Origin of the sequence: Coleofasciculus chthonoplastes PCC 7420 (assembly GCF_000155555.1) — a bacterium.
In the GTDB taxonomy this organism is placed as follows: Bacteria; Cyanobacteriota; Cyanobacteriia; order Cyanobacteriales; family Coleofasciculaceae; genus Coleofasciculus; species Coleofasciculus chthonoplastes_A.
Genome location: NZ_DS989843.1, coordinates 258,485 through 278,771, shown reverse-complemented (window position 1 = coordinate 278,771; position 20,287 = coordinate 258,485). Strand labels below are relative to the sequence as shown.

General features: G+C 46.1%; 16 protein-coding genes. 7 read left to right on the top strand and 9 right to left on the bottom strand.

The window, feature by feature from the left end; genetic code table 11:
- The first annotated feature begins 8 nt into the window (after positions 1–8).
- The 6 genes from MC7420_RS05100 (at position 9) to MC7420_RS05075 (ending at position 5,616) form a co-directional block, all read left to right on the top strand.
- The gene (locus tag MC7420_RS05100; RefSeq protein ID WP_006098865.1) at positions 9–593 is read left to right on the top strand and encodes a 4Fe-4S dicluster domain-containing protein; all 585 of its coding nucleotides are present in this window, start codon (positions 9–11) and stop codon (positions 591–593) included.
- Positions 590–1,456, top strand: coding sequence for a CoB--CoM heterodisulfide reductase iron-sulfur subunit B family protein (locus MC7420_RS05095; RefSeq protein ID WP_006098868.1), 867 nt, complete (start codon positions 590–592; stop codon positions 1,454–1,456). The genes MC7420_RS05100 and MC7420_RS05095 overlap by 4 nt, the downstream gene beginning before the upstream one ends.
- A gap of 429 nt (positions 1,457–1,885) precedes the next feature.
- Complete coding sequence (locus MC7420_RS05090; RefSeq protein ID WP_232231642.1) at positions 1,886–2,212, top strand: YgaP family membrane protein; 327 nt, start codon at positions 1,886–1,888, stop codon at positions 2,210–2,212.
- A 46-nt stretch (positions 2,213–2,258) separates the two neighbouring features.
- The gene (locus tag MC7420_RS05085) at positions 2,259–2,651 is read left to right on the top strand and encodes a NifB/NifX family molybdenum-iron cluster-binding protein (RefSeq protein WP_006098951.1); all 393 of its coding nucleotides are present in this window, start codon (positions 2,259–2,261) and stop codon (positions 2,649–2,651) included.
- Between the two features lie 268 nt (positions 2,652–2,919).
- On the top strand, positions 2,920–4,749 hold the full coding sequence (locus tag MC7420_RS05080) for a PAS domain-containing sensor histidine kinase (protein WP_006099076.1): 1,830 nt from the start codon (positions 2,920–2,922) through the stop codon (positions 4,747–4,749).
- Between the two features lie 30 nt (positions 4,750–4,779).
- A complete protein-coding gene (locus MC7420_RS05075) occupies positions 4,780–5,616 on the top strand; it encodes an MBL fold metallo-hydrolase (protein WP_006099120.1) in 837 nt (278 codons plus the stop codon).
- Between the two features lie 56 nt (positions 5,617–5,672).
- Here MC7420_RS05075 and MC7420_RS05070 read toward each other — a convergent pair whose 3' ends face one another.
- The 7 genes from MC7420_RS05070 to MC7420_RS36555 all read right to left on the bottom strand — a co-directional run bounded on the left by MC7420_RS05070 (position 5,673) and on the right by MC7420_RS36555 (position 14,908).
- Complete coding sequence (locus MC7420_RS05070) at positions 5,673–6,803, bottom strand: hypothetical protein (RefSeq protein ID WP_006098875.1); 1,131 nt, start codon at positions 6,801–6,803, stop codon at positions 5,673–5,675.
- Between the two features lie 159 nt (positions 6,804–6,962).
- A complete protein-coding gene (gene queG, locus MC7420_RS05065) occupies positions 6,963–7,919 on the bottom strand; it encodes a tRNA epoxyqueuosine(34) reductase QueG (RefSeq protein ID WP_006099020.1) in 957 nt (318 codons plus the stop codon).
- Between the two features lie 192 nt (positions 7,920–8,111).
- On the bottom strand, positions 8,112–8,543 hold the full coding sequence (locus tag MC7420_RS05060; RefSeq protein WP_044205293.1) for a hypothetical protein: 432 nt from the start codon (positions 8,541–8,543) through the stop codon (positions 8,112–8,114).
- Between the two features lie 277 nt (positions 8,544–8,820).
- Positions 8,821–9,246 carry an ATP-binding protein gene (locus MC7420_RS05055; protein WP_044205155.1) on the bottom strand — a complete coding sequence of 142 codons (426 nt, stop codon included), beginning with the start codon at positions 9,244–9,246 and terminating at the stop codon, positions 8,821–8,823.
- 3 nt (positions 9,247–9,249) lie between these two features.
- Entirely contained in the window at positions 9,250–10,953 is a 1,704-nt protein-coding gene (locus MC7420_RS05050; RefSeq protein ID WP_006099083.1) for a SpoIIE family protein phosphatase, read from the bottom strand.
- Between the two features lie 721 nt (positions 10,954–11,674).
- On the bottom strand, positions 11,675–14,671 hold the full coding sequence (locus MC7420_RS05045) for a DUF3769 domain-containing protein (RefSeq protein WP_006098887.1): 2,997 nt from the start codon (positions 14,669–14,671) through the stop codon (positions 11,675–11,677).
- Positions 14,672–14,791: 120 nt separating this feature from the next.
- Positions 14,792–14,908 carry a photosystem II reaction center protein I gene (locus tag MC7420_RS36555; RefSeq protein ID WP_006099131.1) on the bottom strand — a complete coding sequence of 39 codons (117 nt, stop codon included), beginning with the start codon at positions 14,906–14,908 and terminating at the stop codon, positions 14,792–14,794.
- A gap of 457 nt (positions 14,909–15,365) precedes the next feature.
- Between MC7420_RS36555 and glgP the strand changes: the two genes are divergently transcribed.
- The gene (glgP, locus tag MC7420_RS05040; protein ID WP_006098944.1) at positions 15,366–17,930 is read left to right on the top strand and encodes an alpha-glucan family phosphorylase; all 2,565 of its coding nucleotides are present in this window, start codon (positions 15,366–15,368) and stop codon (positions 17,928–17,930) included.
- Positions 17,931–18,098: 168 nt separating this feature from the next.
- Here the strand turns inward: glgP and MC7420_RS05035 are convergent, their stop codons facing one another.
- Together MC7420_RS05035 and MC7420_RS05030 are read right to left on the bottom strand one after the other, a co-directional pair.
- Positions 18,099–19,496, bottom strand: coding sequence for a hypothetical protein (locus tag MC7420_RS05035; protein WP_006098910.1), 1,398 nt, complete (start codon positions 19,494–19,496; stop codon positions 18,099–18,101).
- A 138-nt stretch (positions 19,497–19,634) separates the two neighbouring features.
- Positions 19,635–20,075, bottom strand: coding sequence for a hypothetical protein (locus MC7420_RS05030; protein ID WP_006098907.1), 441 nt, complete (start codon positions 20,073–20,075; stop codon positions 19,635–19,637).
- Between the last annotated feature and the right edge of the window lie 212 nt (positions 20,076–20,287).

Below are 20,287 nucleotides of genomic sequence, written 5' to 3'. Positions count from 1 at the left end.
TTAAATCAATGGTCGCCAAAAAGAAATGCTTCTTTGGTATCAAAACTGATCGCCAGGTTGATGGTGATAAAATCAGTCAAAAGTTTATGGATAAAGTGATCGCTGAGGGGGGTGAGAATGCCGCGATCGCGAGTTGTATGCAATGTGGGACTTGTAGTGGTGGATGTACCAATATTGACCGCATGGATATTTCCCCCCGGAAGCTGATTCTGTTGCTGCAACGGGGTGAATGGGAAACGATACTTAAAAGTAACACCCTCTGGTTATGTACCTCCTGTTACACCTGTACATCCCGATGTCCCCGTGGAGTACGACCAGCAGATGTCATTGAGGCGGTTAAAGCCCTTGCCATCCGCGAAGGAATTCAGAATGACTCGACCCGATTTAATCAGATCTTTGTGGAGTTAGTCAAGAAACGCGGGATTGTCTTTGAACCGGAACTCATGCATCAATATGGCGGGATTGAAGCCATGTTGGAACAAGCCGAGTTGGGTGTTAAATTAGCGCTTCGGGGTAAGTTGTCGCCCTTTCCGGCTAAAGTGAAAGACTCCAAAATATTTAATCAAGCATTAGAAAAAGCGAGTGAAAAATGACCTATTCTTACTATCCAGGATGCAGCCTCCATTCCTCAGCCAAGGAGTTTGATATCTCCACCCGGATGGTGATGCAAGAACTGGGAATTGAACTGGAGGAACTTGAAGATTGGTCCTGTTGTGGGGGTTCCATCGCGGCTGGGGTGTCTCATGAGGTGGGGATGGCGTTAGCGGCGAGAAATGTGGTGCTGGCGCAGCAGAAAAATCGCGATCTTTTGGCATCCTGTTCGGGGTGTTACAACAAGTCAGCCAAGGCAGCCAAGGCATTAGAAAACGAGACGGAACGCAATAAGATTACGCCGATTCTATCGCAGATGGGGATGTCGGTTTCTGACTCTAATACTAAGGTGAGAAATGTTGTTGATGTCTTGGCGAATGATGTGGATATTTCTAGCCGGATCAAAAAGCCGTTGCGGGGTTTAAAAGTTGCCTGTTATTATGGGTGTCTTTTGACTCGACCCCAGGAACTAACGGGATGGGATTCTCCAGTTTTCCCCATGTCGATGGATAAATTATCTGAGATTTGTGGGGCGGAGGTGGTTGATTTCCGGTCAAAGACCAAATGTTGTGGGGGACCGATTCTTGTTCCTCAGGAAAAGGTAGCGTTTGAACTGACGAAGCGCCTGTTAGATGAGGCAAAATCCCTAGGGGCAGATTGTATGGTGTTGGCTTGTCCGTTGTGTGCTAATAATTTAGAACTGAGACAGCCGGATATTGAGAAGGCATACAATGTTTCCTATAAGCTGCCCATTCTTTATATCACGGAAATTATTGGCTTGGCGTTAGGGATTAAGCCGGGAAAACTGGGGATTAACAAGCACGTTGTTTCACCTAAACCTGTTTTGGCTAAATTGGGATTCTAATCGGATAACTATACCACCACTCCTGGTGCGCCACAGTTAAAATCGTGAAATAGATTTGACCATTGAATTGGGCAGATGTCGGTGTGGTAAAAGGGCGCACGTCTGTGCGCCCCTACAGTTCTAATCCATCCAATTAGGTGTGCTATACAAGTAGTGCCGTGACCCAACTAAAATGGGGCTTTGTTTGTAGTGAGAACTTTAGTTCTCTAACGCCTAGCTGGAGAGGGCTGAAGCCCTTACTACGAACCCAATTATTACCATCAATTTAGGCTTGTTACACCACTATGAACCACCACTTGATATTAAGCAGACTTTCCCCGCGCCAATGTAGAGGTATTGTCGGCAATGTGTCTACTACCTTGCATTTTTACTTGTACAAACAGCTATATAGTGATATACTTAGTTAAATAATTACAAGGTTCCCTGGCAATGTGGGAAACACTCTCAGCCAATAATCAAGGATTGCCGTCACCATCGGGCAATCGGTTCAGAGTGTTAGAACGCCGAAAAATCTACTGTTCGTTTACATTAGGTATCATGTTCAACAATGTCGGACGCTTCGATCAAATTGTTCGCTTACTTTTAGCACAAGTTTTACTGTATGCAGGGTTGAGTGTTTATCAAGATACTGGCTTAGTGGTTGGATTGGATATTGCCGCAGCTTTGCTTGCTTTCAGTGCGGCGATTGGCTTTTGTGGCATTTATCGCTTACTCAATATCAACACTCGCCCACCTCACGATCATCCACCTGTCTAACCTTTACGCCAGTTCTAGCAACCATTCATTTAAAGTAGGAGAAACCATGAAAATTGCTGTCGCCAGTCAAAATAAAACAAGCATAACTGAACACGCTGGACATTGCCAGAGGTTTTGGATTTACGACATCAAAGACAATGAAATAACCGCTAAAACGCTTTTGGAATTGTCACCTGAACAGTCGTTTCACAATAGCAAACCCAATCACTCCCACCCATTAGATGATGTGCAAGTTGTGATTTCTGGGGGAATGGGAAAGAAATTGGTGAGCCGTCTGGAACAGAAAGGAATTGAACCCGTGATTACTAAAGAAACGGATCTAGATAAAGCGGTGAATGGCTATCTTAATGGGTCTTTGGTCAGAGAAGATAGCGAATGTCATGATCATAAACATGAGCATCAACACCGCCATCAACACCGTCACGGATGTGAAACGTAAGTGAGATTTAGAACGGAAACCGTAGGGGCGCATGGCGTGCGCCCGATTCAATGGTAAAAATTCCACCATTTTAGCTGTGCCACGCTAGTAGCAACGGCAGATGAATTTTAAACAGTGGTAAAATAGACGAGGAGCCAATCCAATTAATTACTGTAGCCGCTTCGCTTGAATCAGGGGATCTATCTTATCTTATGCAATGGCTTAAAGTTGTAGCTGCGTCAACGAGAAAGGCGTTGGTGTCGCTTAAATTGTTTTGGAATTTACCGCAATGTCTATTCTCTCCACTCAACAGAATTGCCAGATTTTACGCAGTATCTATGAAAAAGTCGATCATCCTATTTTCGTGATCGATATCGATGAGCAAGGACATTACCGTTATACCGATTTTAATCCCGTGGCTAAAAAAATTTTGGGGTTAACGTCAGATAACCTACGTGGACGTTTACTGCGGGAAATATTGCCACCTGAATTCGCCGCGCCCTGTATAGAACTCTATGATGAATGCGTTAAGGCGGAAAAAACGATTCAATATGAAAAACTCGTTACTCTAGATGGAGAACCGATTTGGTGGCTAACGGGACTCACCCCGATCAAAGATGATAATGGGCGCATTTATCGACTCGTGGGAACCTGTACTGATATCACCAAACGTAAGCAATTTGAACAAGCGTTACAAGAATCGGAAACTCGATATCGACAACTAGCGCAGCGAGAATCACTACTGAATAGTATTGCTAGTCAAATTCGTGCTTCTCTTGATTTTAATACGGTGGTGGAAACTGCCGTTGATAAACTTTATCACTTGTTACAGTTAGAACGCTGCGTCTTCCGATTATATGTACCAGAAGCCATTCCTCCCGTAGCAGAAGTTATCGCTGAAGCCAAAAATCCTGAGTTACCTTCCTTAAACGGAAGTCAAGTTCCCGTCGCCGAAATTACTCCCTTAATTGCTAAAATTACCCGCAAAGAAGTGACTCGTATTGAAGATACCCTGACGTTGCAAGATCCAGTCGAACGCCAATTTTTTCTGGAGACATTAAACTATCGTGCGGTGGTTTTTGTCCCCGTTCACACTCAAGCGGGAAAAATTGGCGCTATCTGTTGCAGTCACAGTGGGAAAACGCGACATTGGAGTGACAGCGACGTAGACTTGTTAGAACGGGTAGCCGATCAACTCGCGATCGCGCTCACTCAAGCGGAACTCTACGCCCAAACTCGCTCAATTGCTGAATCGGAAGCCCAGAAAGCCTTAGAACTGACAGCGGCTTTGCAACAATTGCAACAGACGCAAGCTCAACTCATCCAACAAGAAAAAATGTCCAGTTTGGGACAACTGGTGGCGGGAGTGGCTCATGAAATTAATAACCCAGTTAGTTTTATTTACGGGAATATTAATCCAGCTAAAGATTATATCGACGATGTTTTGGAACTGGTACAGCTTTATCAGCAATCCTATCCCAATTCCACTCCCCTGATTCAAGCCAAATTGCAGCAACTGGATTGGGAGTTTATTCAGCGAGACTTTCCTAAATTATTGGACTCGATTAAAATTGGAGCCGATCGGATTCGCAAAATTGTGCAGTCGTTGCGGAACTTTTCGCGACTCGACGAAGCTGAGATGAAAGCGGTTGATTTGCATGAAGGAATTGATAATACTTTATTAATTCTCGAAAACCGCTTGCAAGCTAATCCCAACCGTCCCGCTATCCAGGTCGTTAAAGACTATGGTAACTTGCCCTTAGTCGAGTGCTATGCTGGAGAAATCAATCAAGTGTTTATGAATCTGCTAATTAATGCAATTGACGCTTTAGACGTTGATTTATTGAAGCCGCCTAGGATCTATATTTTGACTCAAAGAGTAGACGAGGAAACTGTGGCTATTCACGTTCAGGATAATGGTGTGGGAATACCAGCAAAACTAAAATCACGAGTGTTTGAACCGTTTTTTACCACCAAACCTGTGGGCAAGGGAACGGGATTGGGATTATCAATTAGTTATAAAATTGTCGAGAAACATCGTGGCACTCTCGACTATCGTTCCCAACTAGGGAAAGGCACGGAGTTTGTGGTGAAACTTCCGCGATCGCAGAAAAAGTAAAAAGTCCTAAATTCAATGATAGAGTACCAGATGCAGACTCAAAAAAACGCCTGTCAGCTTACCGTTTTAGTCGAAAATACAGCTTATGGTCGGGGATTGTTAGGAGAACATGGGTTGTCTTATCTGATTGAAACCGACTCCCAGCGCATTTTATTTGATACAGGGCAGGGGTTAACATTGCGCCACAATGCTCAACAGTTGGGAATTTCACTACAAAATTTAGATGCGGTGGCGCTGAGTCATGGTCATTATGATCATACAGGTGGTTTAATGACTCTCTTAGAAGACTGTAAAATTGCTAAACTCTTTCTGCATCCGGCGGCGCTACAACCCAAGTTTAGTCCCAGAGGGAATATTGGCTCTCCGATTCAAGATGCAGATAGGCTCAAACAGACGATTGATCAGTTAGTTTGGACAGATAAACCGACAGAAGTTATCCCTGGTATTTACTTGACGGGTTCAATTCCCCGGTGTCATCCCCTAGAAGATACAGGGGGTGATTTTTGGCACGATTCCCAGCAAAATCAAGTGGATTTGATTGTGGATGATCAAGCCTTGTTTATGGATACACCCGCAGGAATGGTGGTGATTTTAGGCTGCGCTCATTCAGGTGTAATTAATACCCTCAATTATATTGCCCAAATCACCGGAACCGATAAGTTTTACGCCGTAATTGGGGGAATGCACCTATTAAGGGCGAGTCGCGATCGCTGGCAAGCAACGGTGGAAACCTTGGCGAACTATAAGGTTCAGGTATTAGGGGCGAATCACTGTACCGGAACCGCCGCGATCGCGTTTTTGTGGCATCATTTTCTAGGCAACTGTATAAGCTGCCATGTCGGTACTCGCTTAGGGTTTGGCACTTGAACGTTGGCACTTTTTTGCCGAGTGTGTGATGCGATCGCCTGATAATCACGTCTAATTTAGAACGTCTGCCCTGTGTAAACCGAGCGAACTTCTCCATTCCGTCGAATAATCGCTTCTCCGTTGTTCACATCAACTAACATCCAGCCACTTGTGCCAATGGCTTCACCAATGTTAATCCGCTGAGTAATCCCATCAATTTCAAATAAGGCAGCAGAAAGTTGGTCTGACTCTAGCACTCCCACTAGAGTATGGTTTACAGGAGGCGGGGGTGGCGGTGCTGGTGGCGTTGGCGATGCTGATGCTGTAGGTGAAGTCGGAGCAACGGTTGGTGGTGGTGTTGGCGGTGTTTGAGCCGTGACTTGAGGAGGTGGTGGTGTGGGTGCAGGTGGATTAGCAGCAGGTGAAGGCGCTGGGGCTGGTGGTGGGGCGACTGAGGAATTGGCAGGGGGTACAGGGGGTATCCAGGAACTCTGGGGTGGATAAACCGGATAGTAGATTCGTTCCAAAATTGTACCCGGTGGATTAGCACCCATGGCACGATTGATAGCACCGGAAGAGTTGGTCGCACCTGGAGGTAGATTAGGATTACCTGTTCCACCACCTGCCATTCCAGCTTGTTGTCTGGCTTCAGCTTTACGGTCAATGGCTTCTAGCGCCTCCAACGCATACTCTCCAAACTCGTAATCGGCTTCTGAGGGGGGTTGGGTGTCAGCAGACGGTGAGGCGATAAAGTTGGGCAACCAGGGTGCAAACCGTTGTTTTTGAGTAATCAGTAGCAACAGTGCAGTTAGACCCACTGAAATTAGAGCCATTACCCATAAAAATTTATCCACAGACCAACCTGATTTTTTGGCATGGGATTCACTACTCTTTGTTCCTTTCGTTTCTGAAGACTGGGTTTCAGACGATTCTTGGTTCGTCTCAGAGGGCTGTTCCACCAAGTCTTGAGTTGGTATCACAGCGGGTGGCGCGGTGATGGAAGGCATCACAAGTGACTTTAAGGATACATAATCGGGTTTAGCCGGTTCAGTTGGTAATTTGCTACTCCCTTCCAAGATGCGGTCAAGATCTGCAAATAAATCATCCATTAACTTATCCGCATCGGCTTCGGCTGACCAAGACTGGATCGCAGTGGAGGTGGTTGATGGCTTGTTTGCCTTGTCGTGAGTATTGATATCCTGAGACATAATGGCTCGCTCTGATGGGCTATAGAATTCTCTATATTAAGATGCTCTAAAGCATTTCCTATCGCTTAGATTAGCAATCAAATTACCGATCTGAGAAAAAATTCTCATCTTTTTATTAAAATTCTGGACAATTTTAAGTCCAATGGCGATATTGTGGGTCTACTTCTGTTGATTGGCTTTGGCATTGCGTCGCCACATCTGGGGTTTGATGCGTCGCAACGCGGATGCCGGAAATCGTTGATGCCATTGGTGATCTGAAAGTGTCGCCAGTTCCGCTAAGGTGGGAGCGACATTCCCAGGATAGGGTTCAAAGTCGGCTACATCTGTTGGTTGAGCAAAGCGTTGGTTCCAAGGACAAACATCCTGGCAGATATCACACCCCGCCACCCAACCCTGTAAATGGGGGGTGATGGATGAGGGTAGTTCCTCGGCTCGGTTTTCAATTGTATGATAAGCAATACAACGATTAGCATCTACGACAAAAGGTTTAACAATTGCTCCGGTCGGACAAGCCTCCAGGCAACGGGTACAGGTCCCGCAATGCTGGGTATGGGGAGTATGGGGTGTGAGTGATAAGTTGGTTAAAATTTCCCCTAAAAACACCCAACTGCCATACTCTCGCGTAATTAGATTACCATTTTTTGCGATCCAACCAATTCCAGCACGTTCTGCCCACACTTTATCCTGCACCGGACCGGTGTCTACGTAGTAACGAGCTTCGATTCCTTCTCCTTGGGCTTGTAACCAGTGGGTCAAGGCTTTGAGTTTTTTGTGCATCACCTTATGATAATCTCGTCCCCAAGCATAACGGGATATCTTGGCGTACTCGTTTCCTTGAGGACGTTGGTGAGGGGTGTAGTAGTTGAGGGCAACGGAAATAACGGATTTAACGTCTGGCATACAGGTATGGATATCTAAGCGGCGAGGATTCTGCATCCAATCCATGTCAGCATGATAGCCTTGAGCCAACCACGTTTTCAGATGTTGAGCGGCTTCCTCGTCAGCATTCCCTTCTATAGCTGCAATACCACAGTGATGAAATCCTAGCGATCGCGCTTTTTGCTTAATTTGATTGCTTTTGTCCTTTGTCCTTTGTCCTTTGTCCTTGGTCATCATAGGCATACTTTGGCAAGTTTCTCTATGATGAATGAAAGTTATCCCGACTAACAACCTGAAATGACTATAGAGGGCATTACCCAGTCCGTGATTTTGCGTTACTTTGAAACGATGAATGCTGGGGATTATGACGATGACAAATGACGTAGCTTGCTTCTCAAGGGAGCGAGTATGACGAATGACGAATGACCACTAAGCCGCCACTTGCTCCCAGGAACGAGCGAGCAACTGACGCCCCAACTCAATATCTCTAGGCGCACAAAGCCAATCGGGATGAGCTGTCATTAACAAACTTTCTAATGCTTCTTGATCAAACAAATGCCAGACAGCCGCGCCGTTAATCGTGGTTGCGATCGCGTAGCAATTGGCGCTGATACACTGAATGGTTGAGGTGTTGGCAATTCGCCGCAGTTCCATGCGATCGCCTGGTTGAAGACTTCGGAACCGCCATAATATTTGCTTCCATTCCTTGAGTGATAACACCGTTAATCCTGGAATCGCAACCTGGATATCCGGATCTCCATTGATGGTAATCCAATAGTGGCGTGATGGATCAATTCCTTCTAACCATGGAGAATCATCATCCAATCGGTAGCGGGGAGACAAGATAAACGGCTGTGTCATAGGAATGATGGGTTGCACTAAACTTAACAGCTAACTCTTGGTTTCGGAGGCTCACCAGTCCTCGAAACAAGGGCATCCTTAACATACAGACAGTCAAGTCGCTCTTAGGGCTTGACTTATCTAAAATCCTATAGATTCAGATATCTATATCAAGTAAATTTAACAAAGCTTATAGATTTAATTAGGATTATGACTGTTTTTGTAATATCTCGTAACAATTTCCGTAATCTCGGATATTATACTACAGACATTCCGTAAATGGGATACAATTATCTAATCATTCGTCAGCCTTAGGTAAGCTCGTCTCCATCTTCAGACAATTACGACCATTGATCTGCAAGCGATACTCGACTCGATCCATCAGCTTTTGCATAATCAGCCAACCATATCCGCTTTCCTGTTTCGCCTCTGGAGAGGGTTGATTATAGTTGGTGATGTCATACCCTTTGCCGTGATCCCAAATTTCCAAAGCAATGTCCCGCTCTTTGAGTTCCAAGCGAATCAAAATCGGTAAATTGGGTTGATCTCGATGAGCATGACGCACCACATTGGAATAGGCTTCAACTAACGCCAGTCTTAACCGACTCGATTGATGTTGCCAATCCACTGAATCTCCTAACGCTACTTCCAAACTTCCCAGTAACCAGCTTTCGACAATCGTCAAAAACTTCAAGTCACTTGGTACATGCAGCTCCGTTTTCATCAACTATAGAACCTCCATTGAGAGAATTGTTTGGTCATCTTCCTGAACGTTGTTAGTCTCCTCGCGGATATGAACTAATAAATGGGGTAAATTAAAGGGAGCTGGCTCATGAAGCAGAAGTTGCCAAAGACCCGATGTCCCCAACATTGAATTCGTCAAGGATTTACTATTTTTAGAGTTTTGAGAATGGGTGTCGTGTTTTACGTCCTTAACCGTTGCTTCTGTAATCCCATCACTGATCAGCAGCACAACATCCCCCGAATGTAACGTCAACGTTCCGGCTTTGGCTTTCCACTCCGGAAGAATACCCAGGGGAATCCCCCGAGTTTTCAGGTAATCCGGTTCTACGGTGACAGATGATTCCGGTGCAGATTGTTGCTGAACAACTAAATGATGCGCCCAAACCAACGGATAAATGTGACCTGCATTCGCATAGACAAGCTGTCGCGAGGTTGGCGTATACCGCGCTAGTACCATCGTGATAAAACAGTTCGTACTGAACAGATCATCTGACATAATACTGTTCAGGTTTCGCATCACTACCTCCGGTTCGGGAGAGATTTCTTGAGCCAATTCTCGGCGCAAGATAGAAATCGCACTTGCCATAAATAAAGCCGCAGGCACTCCCTTTCCCGACACATCACCAACCGCCAGCCAAACATCGCCTTGAGGATGCACATAGACTTCAAAAAAATCACCGCCAACTTCTCGTGCGGGATAACAGTGGGCTTGAACTCTGACCCCTTCCACCTCAGGTAAACTTTGGCGCAACAAATTATTTTGAATTTGGCGAGCTACCTCCAATTCAGCCCGCATCTGTTCGGCTTGTAACTGAGTGCGTTGGTAGAGTTTTGCCTGAGAAATGGCTAAGGCTGCCTGTTCAGCAACAGCTTCGATGAGTTTAATATCCTCTGACATCCAAGGCTGATCACACTGTTGTTTATAAAGGGATAACACGCCCAATAGCTGTTGTTGCCAGATCAGAGGAACAACTAGATGCACCGAATGATTACCATCACTGAGCTGTTGAATAAGCTGGGTTTTCCAGTTTTCCAGCACATTTTGCACAATCGGTTCAACATCAGGTAACGATTCAGAATCTTTTGTTGACTTAGCTTGGTAAGAAAATGAGTCTGAAATCAGGTGATTACCATCGACAGGTTGCAGGATACAACTCGTCGCCTCGAAGGTTTGACCAATTGTGGTGACAACGGTTTGCAACATACTGCCATAGTCTAGCGACTCACGAATGGCTGTTGTCACGACATTAAAGAGTTCTTCGCGGCGTAAAGCGCGACTCAGTTCATTAGTTCTTTGTTTGAGAACTCGGTACGTATCGGCTGCTTGTTGAACGATGACTTTCAGACTTTCCGGATTCCAGGGTTTGGTAATATACTTAAAAACTTTGCCGGAGTTAATGGCTTCGACTAAATCTTCAACATCGGTATAGCCCGTTAACAGAATCCGAATTGTATCCGGGAAGCGATCAACTGTTTTCCCTAGTAATTCTGTACCATTCATCACGGGCATCCGTTGATCAGAGATAATGATCGCCATTTCTCCCTGTTCATCTAAAATGCTCAGAGCGCTCATCGCCCCATCCGCTTTATAAACCCGAAACTCTCGTCGGAAGGTTCTATATAATAAATCTAAATTGTCAGGCTCATCGTCCACTATCAATAATTTGAGTTTATCTGCCTGACTCATTCTGTGTACTCCGGTTTCTGCTTGAGTTAGAAACAATAAGTTAAGGGGGTTAATTTTTGTTCGTCTTTTAACCTCAAAGCTAGCTGAGGATAGCTGAAAATTATCCTTTTTTCTTTTGGTATATGGCAAATTTCCATATTGATGAATTTATTTTTGCTAATAAAATCTATCATCATACCATATCTATTTTTTCGGGGGAATGAATCAGCCGTTTATTTTACCAAGAGCCTGCGCTCTGCACCAAGTCAGCTATGGAGATTGCCTTTTTTCCCTAGCTTAACCTTCTTCTGGGACAATGTGGTTGCTACTCAGATTATAGTTTCCCGTCCAAGAGCTGGGATGCAGGGGGAGCAATGTTCCTTTCCGTGCCATGGCACTAGGTGAGCTGGGGGAGATAAGCTGTCATGCATTTAAATTGGGTATTAGTAGCGAGCTTTCTGGCTCGCACTACAAGATGGACAACGGGTGTATTTTTCTAATCCCGCCGCCATTGATAATATTCTCAGCCGTTGACCAATGACCAATGACCAATGACCTTTAGCTTTCTTAGCCGGAAGCCCCACACCATACCTGAGTGCAGGTTGGTGTTGAACATTTTTGTATTGTTCCGGCGCGGTGGGGCATCCCGTGCCGTTAATAAAGCTCAGTTAATGTCCTAACCAATAGGTGGAGTCGCTGAGAAGCCCACATCATAATCTTTTTGATTTGATGTGGGAGTATGTCACCGAGTTACTCCCTGCACAACGGGGCGAATGGCGGAACCATCAAACAGTCCCGGATTCCCTGCCCAATTAAAATCATTAATTCGTAAGCTAATCGAACCTAACTCCTGAACTGGATTGTAGCGTAGGAGAAGGCTGTAGGTGCGACGGCTGTACTCCAAGAATAAATCTGTACTGATTTCCTCACCCGTGTCCAAATTGAAAGAGGTCTGAAAACCAGCCAGAAACGGACCGTAGATTTGTTGGCTAATGCCAGCAGAAAGCACAACTCGATCAGCCACTCGGTCAAACCGAAATGGGGATAAGTTCCCGCGTGCAACCTGAGTGTAGCTGAGGTTAAATCGAGTGTAGTCGAGATAGGGTCGGGAAAAATGCCCAAGCTGACCCACAAGCCCAACTGTACCACTGAGAGATTCCTGGGTATCGCCACTACTATAGGCGCTAGCAACCCCGGTGACTACTCCCCGCACTGCCAAAAAAGGAACCACAGGTCTTGGTGTATATCGTAACCCTTCGGTGGGGGTTAAGGGCAAAGCCTCACCTCGCCAGAGTGTGAAACTTCGGCTTAACGTAGCACTGGCTTGATAGCGCGTTAGATCAATACGATTATTATCTCGTGGAGGAGGGGGTAGCAAGTCTTGTCGGTCTGTCCTAGCGTTAATTGCCTGAATCCCTGCTTGATAGGTGAGATTGATACCCGTGTCCCCTAAGCGAATTACTGGGGATGTGATTACCGCTCCCAGACTCTGCTGCACAGTTTGAAAGCCCAAGGAACCGTTAAACAGGCGATCGCGAAAGCTATATTCCAGATTCAAGTTATGCGGTAAATCGGTACCGATAACCTGTTGGAGTCGTACACTGGCTCTGAGTTCTTCCTCAAAATCATCCGGATCAAGGCTGGTGAAGGTGGCTGAAGCCCGTAGGGTGGTTTGGGGGGTAAAGGTGGCATCTAGTTGGGCTTTGAGACCAAAGGAGGAGGGGTCTAAAAGACCATCATCATCTTTGTCTGGGGTATTGGGGTTTCTTTCACCAAGGACGGCTCTCTGGAGAAAGTATTGGGGGGTGACTTTAAATAGTACCCCTGGAGTATTGACAATATTAAACGATCGCTCGATAAATAAACCGCCGCGATCATCATCATCGAAGCCAAACTGAAGTAAACCCGGTTCCCGTTCCCGACGATCAATTACCACCCGATTGCGAAATGTGGGTACGGATAACCCTTGGTCAAATACCAACCGGGGACGAGTGGCAACGATTTCATCCACTAAGGGCGAAATCCGGCGAAATCGAGCCGTTTCTGCTCGTAATTCTAGTTCAGGTGGGGAAAAGGGGTCATTGGTGATCCGCACATTTTGAGCGATCGCTTCTGAACCTTCAAAGTCAATGCGATCGGCTTCATAGCGGAATCGGTTGATTGTTCCTACAGCCTGTGGCGCACCGGAAACGACATTCGAGAAATTTCCGGTTGTTGTGGTGCCAAAGCTGCCGCCGATAAAGAAGGAGTAAAAGCCGGGATTGGTTATGTCTTGCAGGGGTTGATTGCTGAGAACGCGATCGCTAATTGGTCGTTGTTCTTGGGGCGCATTGGGATCAGCCGGAGAGGGCAAGATGGTTAAATCAGTACCTGATGTCGGCACATATAATTCTCCACTGGCATCAAAAATCACACCGCTATCCTGGACAAAGGAATACTCAAAGCGTTGACCTCGTAAAACCTGATTTCCTCGCGTCAACACCACATTATCCTCAGCCACCAAAATCCGATTCGGTAGGTTAACTTGGACGCGATCCGCTTCCAGCAAAGCGCCGCGAAACCGCAACAGGACATCCCCTTGGGCGGTAATCACCTGTCGTTGTTGATCATATTCCTGTTGATCGGCGGTTACTTCCAGCACCCCTGTGATCGGACCGGGAGCCGCAGGTTCAGTGTCTTCTGAGGCGGAAGCATCAGGGGTTGGCTGGGAGGTTTGCGATCGCGGCTGTCGCTGATGAAGATCCGGTGCAGGGACTATCGCTGGGTTAGGTAATACTAGGGGATCGGATGGGGGAGATGTAAATTCAAACTCTCTGATCTCACCTCCCCGCTCTTGAGTCATGATACGTTCAACGTTTGAGAGTTCCAGGGTTACGGCGGAAGAACGCACCGAACTCGCATTTGTTGTCTCAGAGGTTAAGTTCGTGCTGAAAGCATCAGAATCAATCCTTTCTGCCCTCTGCCTTCCGCCTTCTGCCTTATCACTCTCTTCGGCTTTTCTTTGGTCATTAGTCCTTGGTTGTTGACCTATAGTCAATGACGGATTTAGCGTAGTTGAGATCGGGTCAGCCTGGACTTTTTCCGATTGACTTGTGCAACAGGGCTGCAAATCTGCCGCCGTTCCCATCTCTTCTGCTAGCTTGCTCCCAGACGTGCCATGGCACGTCTCTACATTCCTCCTCTGCTCGCCTGCTGGTTCGCAGGTGGTGACCAACTTTTGTTGAGGTGGATTAGCCGTATTTATTGAGCGGTGAGCAGGTATCTTATCCTGTGCGTCTAAAAAGTCCTCATGTCCTTTTACCTCATTTCCTTGAAGCCTTTGACTGGGAGCCTCTGCATTGTTTCCACTTAACTGTGAGGATTCCACAGGACTGGATATCAAGGATTGCGGCGTGCGATCGCGGGAGTCTCCGGTGCGGTTTGACGGCAAATCATGACCCGCTGAACTCGTCTTGCCATCTCTGCTCTTTGACACCTCGGTTCCGTGGTTTTCTCGGGCCGCATAACGGGCAGAAATCGACTGTCCTAGCAGAGTAGCCTGTGAAGATGTTATGTCTGATGAAAACTCTGGCGGTAACGTTTCGGGTGGGGTTGGTGTCGCCAGTCCCTTTGGCGTTTGCTGGGGAAGGCGAGTCGGTACTGAACTCAGATGTGAGGACGAAAGGGGAGCAACAGCGTCCTCAGTCGTTAACGATTGAATAATGGCAGGAGTTTCAGGCGGCTGAACGGGTTGGGGCATTTTTCAACAATAACGGTCGAAGGAACAAATCCGAAGCGTACCGCCTTACCGCGCCTAATCACAGCGGGGCGAGATACGCCTCGCCCCTTTAAAAAACTCAGGGATGAAGCAAAGTATAATTTACTCCAAATCCCGTCGCTTGGGGTTACGAGCCGGATCGTTTGACAGGAAGCCAAACACGAATAAGGCAACGAAAATACTAACAACGATATAGACCACAATCTTGAGTGTCAGCATCTTGAATATCTCCCAGAGGTATGAATCATCGAATTGGCGATTATGTTGCGTTTTGCAACAACTTTTCTAATCATACCCAATCGTGGTCTCCATGTTGATAGGCAAAGTTTACTCACGCTCAGGATGTTTGATCGGTATTTTCAGGACACTTTCTCTAAATCAGCCTGGGATCATTATCCCTACATTCTTATGCACATCAGACTTTTTTAGTCAAGAGTAAGTTCCATGACCTAAGACCCATGATAAATTCCTTGTGCCATCTGCCATCTGCCATCTGCCATCTGCTTTTCATGAATCATCCAAAAAATGAGCCTGAACCTCTTACTGATGGGATTTTAGCCTGAAGCTGACATCGATAAACCCAAGTCTGTTACAAAAACAGTATTAAAAGTCTCATCCTTTGTGTAAAAGTATGTACACAATGTTATCCGTGTAAGACTTAGAATTTTGTCGCTTTATGCAGCCTATTCGCACTTTTAACGTTTCTCCCGCTTTGCCAGAAGCCCTGGAACCCTTACGTAAGCTGGCATATAACCTGCATTGGGACTGGAATGTGGAAACAAAAGACTTGTTCCGGCGCCTAGACCGTAAACTCTGGGAATCGACTCGCCATAATCCCGTTTTGACGTTGGGGATGATTAGCCAAGCCCGTCTGGAAGAAGTGGCTGAAGATGATGGGTTTCTGGCACAAATGGAACGGGCATCTCGACAGTTAGACGACTACCTCAAGGAACGGACATGGTATCGTAAACATCGTGGCAACAGCGAGGAAAAAGAATGCTATGCCTACTTCTGTGCCGAGTATGGGTTAGTCGATTGCCTGCCCATATATTCCGGTGGTTTGGGTGTTCTGGCTGGCGATCATCTCAAATCTGCCTCTGACCTTGGTTTGCCTTTAGTGGCAGTCGGTTTACTTTATCAAGAAGGATACTGCGCCCAATACCTGAATGCAGATGGTTGGCAACAAGAGCGCTATCCGATTAATGACTTTTACAATATGCCGCTGCACTTAGAGCGGAATGCTGATGGTTCAGAAGTGCGGGTTGCCGTCGAATATCCAGGTCGTACTGTTTATGCCCGCGTCTGGCGCGTGCAAGTGGGAACGGTTTCCTTGTATCTGCTTGATACCAACATCGAACCCAATAATCCCTACGACCAAGATATCACCGATAGACTTTATGGGGGTGATCTGGATATGCGGATTCACCAAGAGATGATGTTAGGGATTGGTGGAATTAGAGCCTTAAAAGCCTTGGGATACAAGGTCAACGTTTATCACCTCAACGAAGGTCACTCCGCGTTTTTAATTCTGGAACGCATCCGTCGATATATGGAGGAAGAAGGGTTAAGCTTTGCCGAAGCCAAACAATTGGCTCAGTCTACCCAACTATTCACCACCCATACGCCTGTCTCAGCGGGATTTGACCTATTTCCTCCCGATAAGGCAATGTACTATGTGGGTCATTATGCGAATATCTTTGGCTTGTCGCGGGAAGAATTTCTGGGGTTGGGACGAGAAGATACGGGGAATTTGGCATCTCCTTTCAGCATGGCAGCGTTAGCCATTAAAACCTCTAGTTTTATTAATGGCGTCAGCCGATTGCATGGGGACGTGTCGCGGAAGATGTTCCATGGACTGTGGTCTGATCTGCCTCTCGATGAAGTCCCGATTACCTCAATTACCAATGGAGTTCATGCTCGTAGTGTGGTGGCAAAAGCCAACCAGGAACTCTATGACCGCTATTTGGGTCCGAACTGGTCAAGCCGCAAAGCAGAAGATCCCCTGTGGGATCGGGTGGCTTCGATTCCGGATGAGGAGTTGTGGCGCAATCACCAAGCTTGTCGGTCTCAAATGGTTATGTCTGTACGGGAACGCTTACAATACCATTTACGCGATCGCGGCGCTACCTCTGCTGAAATTGATCGGGCGCATGAGGTTCTAGATCCCAGCATTTTGACCATCGGTTTTGCCCGTCGGTTTGCCACATATAAGCGGGCAAACTTATTCATGCGGGATCTGGATCGGATCAAGAAAATTATCCAAGGCAATAAAGAACGAAAAGTTCAGTTTGTCATTTCCGGTAAAGCTCACCCCAAAGACATGCCTGGAAAAGATTTAATCCGCGACATTATCCATACAATTCGGGAAGCCGGATTGGAGAATTCTGTCGTCTTTGTTCCCAACTATGACATTCACATCGCCCGATTGATGGTATCGGGGTGTGATATCTGGTTAAATACTCCCCGTCGCCCCCGTGAAGCATCCGGAACCTCTGGAATGAAGGGGTCTATGAATGGTCTGATGAATGTCAGTATCCTTGATGGATGGTGGGACGAAGCCGATTACGTGCGAACCGGGTGGCCCATCGGTCATGGGGAAGAATACGATAATCCTGAGTACGAAGACGAGATAGAAGCCAATGCCCTTTATGAGCTAATGGAAAAGGAAATTGTCCCCCTATTCTACAATCGCGATAATGAAGGATTACCGCGTGGGTGGATTGCCAAGATGAAAGATGCAATCCGGCTTAATTGTCCTACCTTTAATACCGCTCGTATGCTGCGAGATTATGCGATGCGGGGTTATTTCCCAGCTAGCGAACGCTACAAGGCGATGACGAGCGAGAACTACCAACCCGTGAAAGCCCTTGCTCAGTGGAAACAACACTTATTTGAACAGTGGTACAACATTAAAATTGAAGACATTGACATTGCGGCTGCCAAGGATCTGATGGTCAATCAAACGGTTGCGGTGAAAAGCCGGATCAACCTCGCTGGACTAACGGCTGATGATTTACAGATAGAACTCTACCAAGGTTCAGTCAATGCCGACGGGCAAATTGTTAATGGCGTACCCGTGGTGATGGATTACCAAGGAACTGACGAACACAATATCAGCATCTACACGGCAGATATCTGTTATGGTGCCAGTGGCTTACAAGGTTTGTCTCTCCGGGTATTTCCCAAACACAAACACCTTTCTAGTCTCTATGAACCTGGTTTAGTTCTCTGGGCTTCTTAGTATTAGAGATGGGGGGAGTCGGGGCGGGTTGAGTCACATTTCGGGTGCAACCGAAAAGATAGTAATTAAACCCGCCCCTACAGAGGCACCAGATACCGTGAAAAGTGAGGTTAGCTCCCTCTGCTGTTCTTTTACTTGGAGAACTTCAGGTTACAACAAACAAGGTAATTACCTTGTCCTTCCGATATCTAAAATTCTCCAAGTAATTACAGCACTAACGATACCAATCAATACGCTCAAGCCAAAGGTTAAACTAAAATTTGCCCAATGGTTTAGTGCGGGTGTCGGTTGATTGGCGGGGACTGGTAAAATACTCTTGACAATCCCTTCTGCTTGTTCAGTCAGGGCAGACGCAGCCAGTGATGCAGTGCTAATTCCCACACTCGCGATCGCGACGGTTTGGTTGAGGGTGCGTTCGTTCTTGGTTTTCTCAATTTCGATGATTCCAGCAATGGTTTTTATACAGGTTTCTAGGGGATTTAATCCAGCTTTCAAGGTTTGGTAATCGCTGTGGATGTGGCTGAGAAATTTCTCCGTCGCCATCTCGCCAAACGCTTTCAGGAAGCAGAGATCGCTGTTGGGGTCAAGTTGTGCGATCGCCTCTACTCGCTTGGTGTAGTTTTGAGTATTTATTTCTAGATTCGAGGCTTGTTCTTGCAGATAACCTAAACTGGTTTCGTAGTAATGGGATATCGACAAAGCATGGGCTAAGTCTTGTTGCAATTCATCTAGATTTAGGGGAGAAGCATGAAGGCGATCGGGTAGGGAATCAACCAGTTTTTGGGTAACCCGCGAGAAATCTTTCAGTGTTCTTTTCAGTTGACGGCTTTGTTCATAACTCCACAGTATTTTATTGCGGTAGTGGAACAGAGGAAGTAAATTGAGGTAGAGTCTGCCAATAATATCTTTCAATTCTGCGTCGGTTGTATCATAAGCAAATAAGCAGATCAGGATATATTGATTGCGGTTTAAGCCATCGGGAATGATGTCGATTTGTCCGATTTCAAAGCACGTTGCTCTTTTGAATATTCCCTGTCCTTGATAGTTCCGTTGCCATTTGGCGTGGGGAAGCAGTTGTAAAGCGTTGTAACAATCTTTTGCTGTTGCTTTTGGGTCTTGATTGTCTGTGGCTAGTTTACCCCAAACCAGCCAGTTTTCACCCATCTTACCAGGAATTTTATGGGTGTGTTCGAGGATAATCTCTTTGATTTGTGCCAGTTTTTCCTCTAGGGAGAGTTGTTCCCAATCGGGTTCGTTCTCTTTTCCCGAACAGTCGATTTGTAGGGCGTAAGTATCGCCAAGTTTTACGGGGTAATAATAGCCGTCGAGGGGATATTTAAACCGCTCAATTTTCTCCGCCCCTAGGAGTTCGATATAACTGGAAAATGGGATTTCAGCATCTTGGAGTTCGGCGAGTTTTTGATCACTGAGACCATCCTGATAAATGCGCTGCCAAAAACGGCGGCGATTTTCCTGAATTTGCTCATTACTCTGTCCCAATCCGTCTACTAAATCATAGAGGAATAAATCGACAGTGGGATAAATCAGTTGGGGAGACGAGTTCATATAACGTTATCAATTATAAAATCATTGTCGCGGCTGTAGGGGCGCACCGACGTGCGCCCTATCACCGACGTGCGCCCTACTCAATGTACTGCGTCAGGCTGTAAAATACTATAGGAAATAAAATTGATTTTTGATTAGTCATACTCCATACTTATTCTTAGCCGAATTTACCGGATTAGGATCAGAAAGGATTTGAGCGGTTTGATCAAGTTTGGTTCGATCGAATTTAGCTTCAATTGTTGCTAGAGTACATTCCATCTGGGCAATAATATCCTGGATATCTCTGGTGATATTAGGGGTTTCTCGATTATTATCGTCGTCAGCGTTATCAGCCGGAAGAAATTTTAACCCTATCTTTTCTTTTGCGGCTGTATCGGTTAACAAGAGACGGGCAGATTCATAAGGTATCTTTAAGGCAGGAATGCTAATTGCCAAATCGTGCAATTCTCCAATCCGGGTTTCCAGGGATTGGGCAATATCTGCCAGTTTTTCCTCAATTATATCAGAGAGGGGCGATCGCTGTTGGCAGAGGGCAGCAAGAAAGGCTTTGAGAGTCAGGATATCGGCGTCTTTCATCATGGACTATTGAATTGGAGTATATAATACTACTTTAATTGAGTTATCGATTGATTGCGACTTCTACAACTGTAGGGTAGCACCGACGTCTTATGTGTAAACTTAATCTCAAAACTCCACCTATCTGACTAGCGCTCACAGTTTAGATCCCCCTAAATCCCCCTTCAAAAGGGGGACTTTGAAGAATTTATGTTTCTCTGTTTTCCCCTAAATTT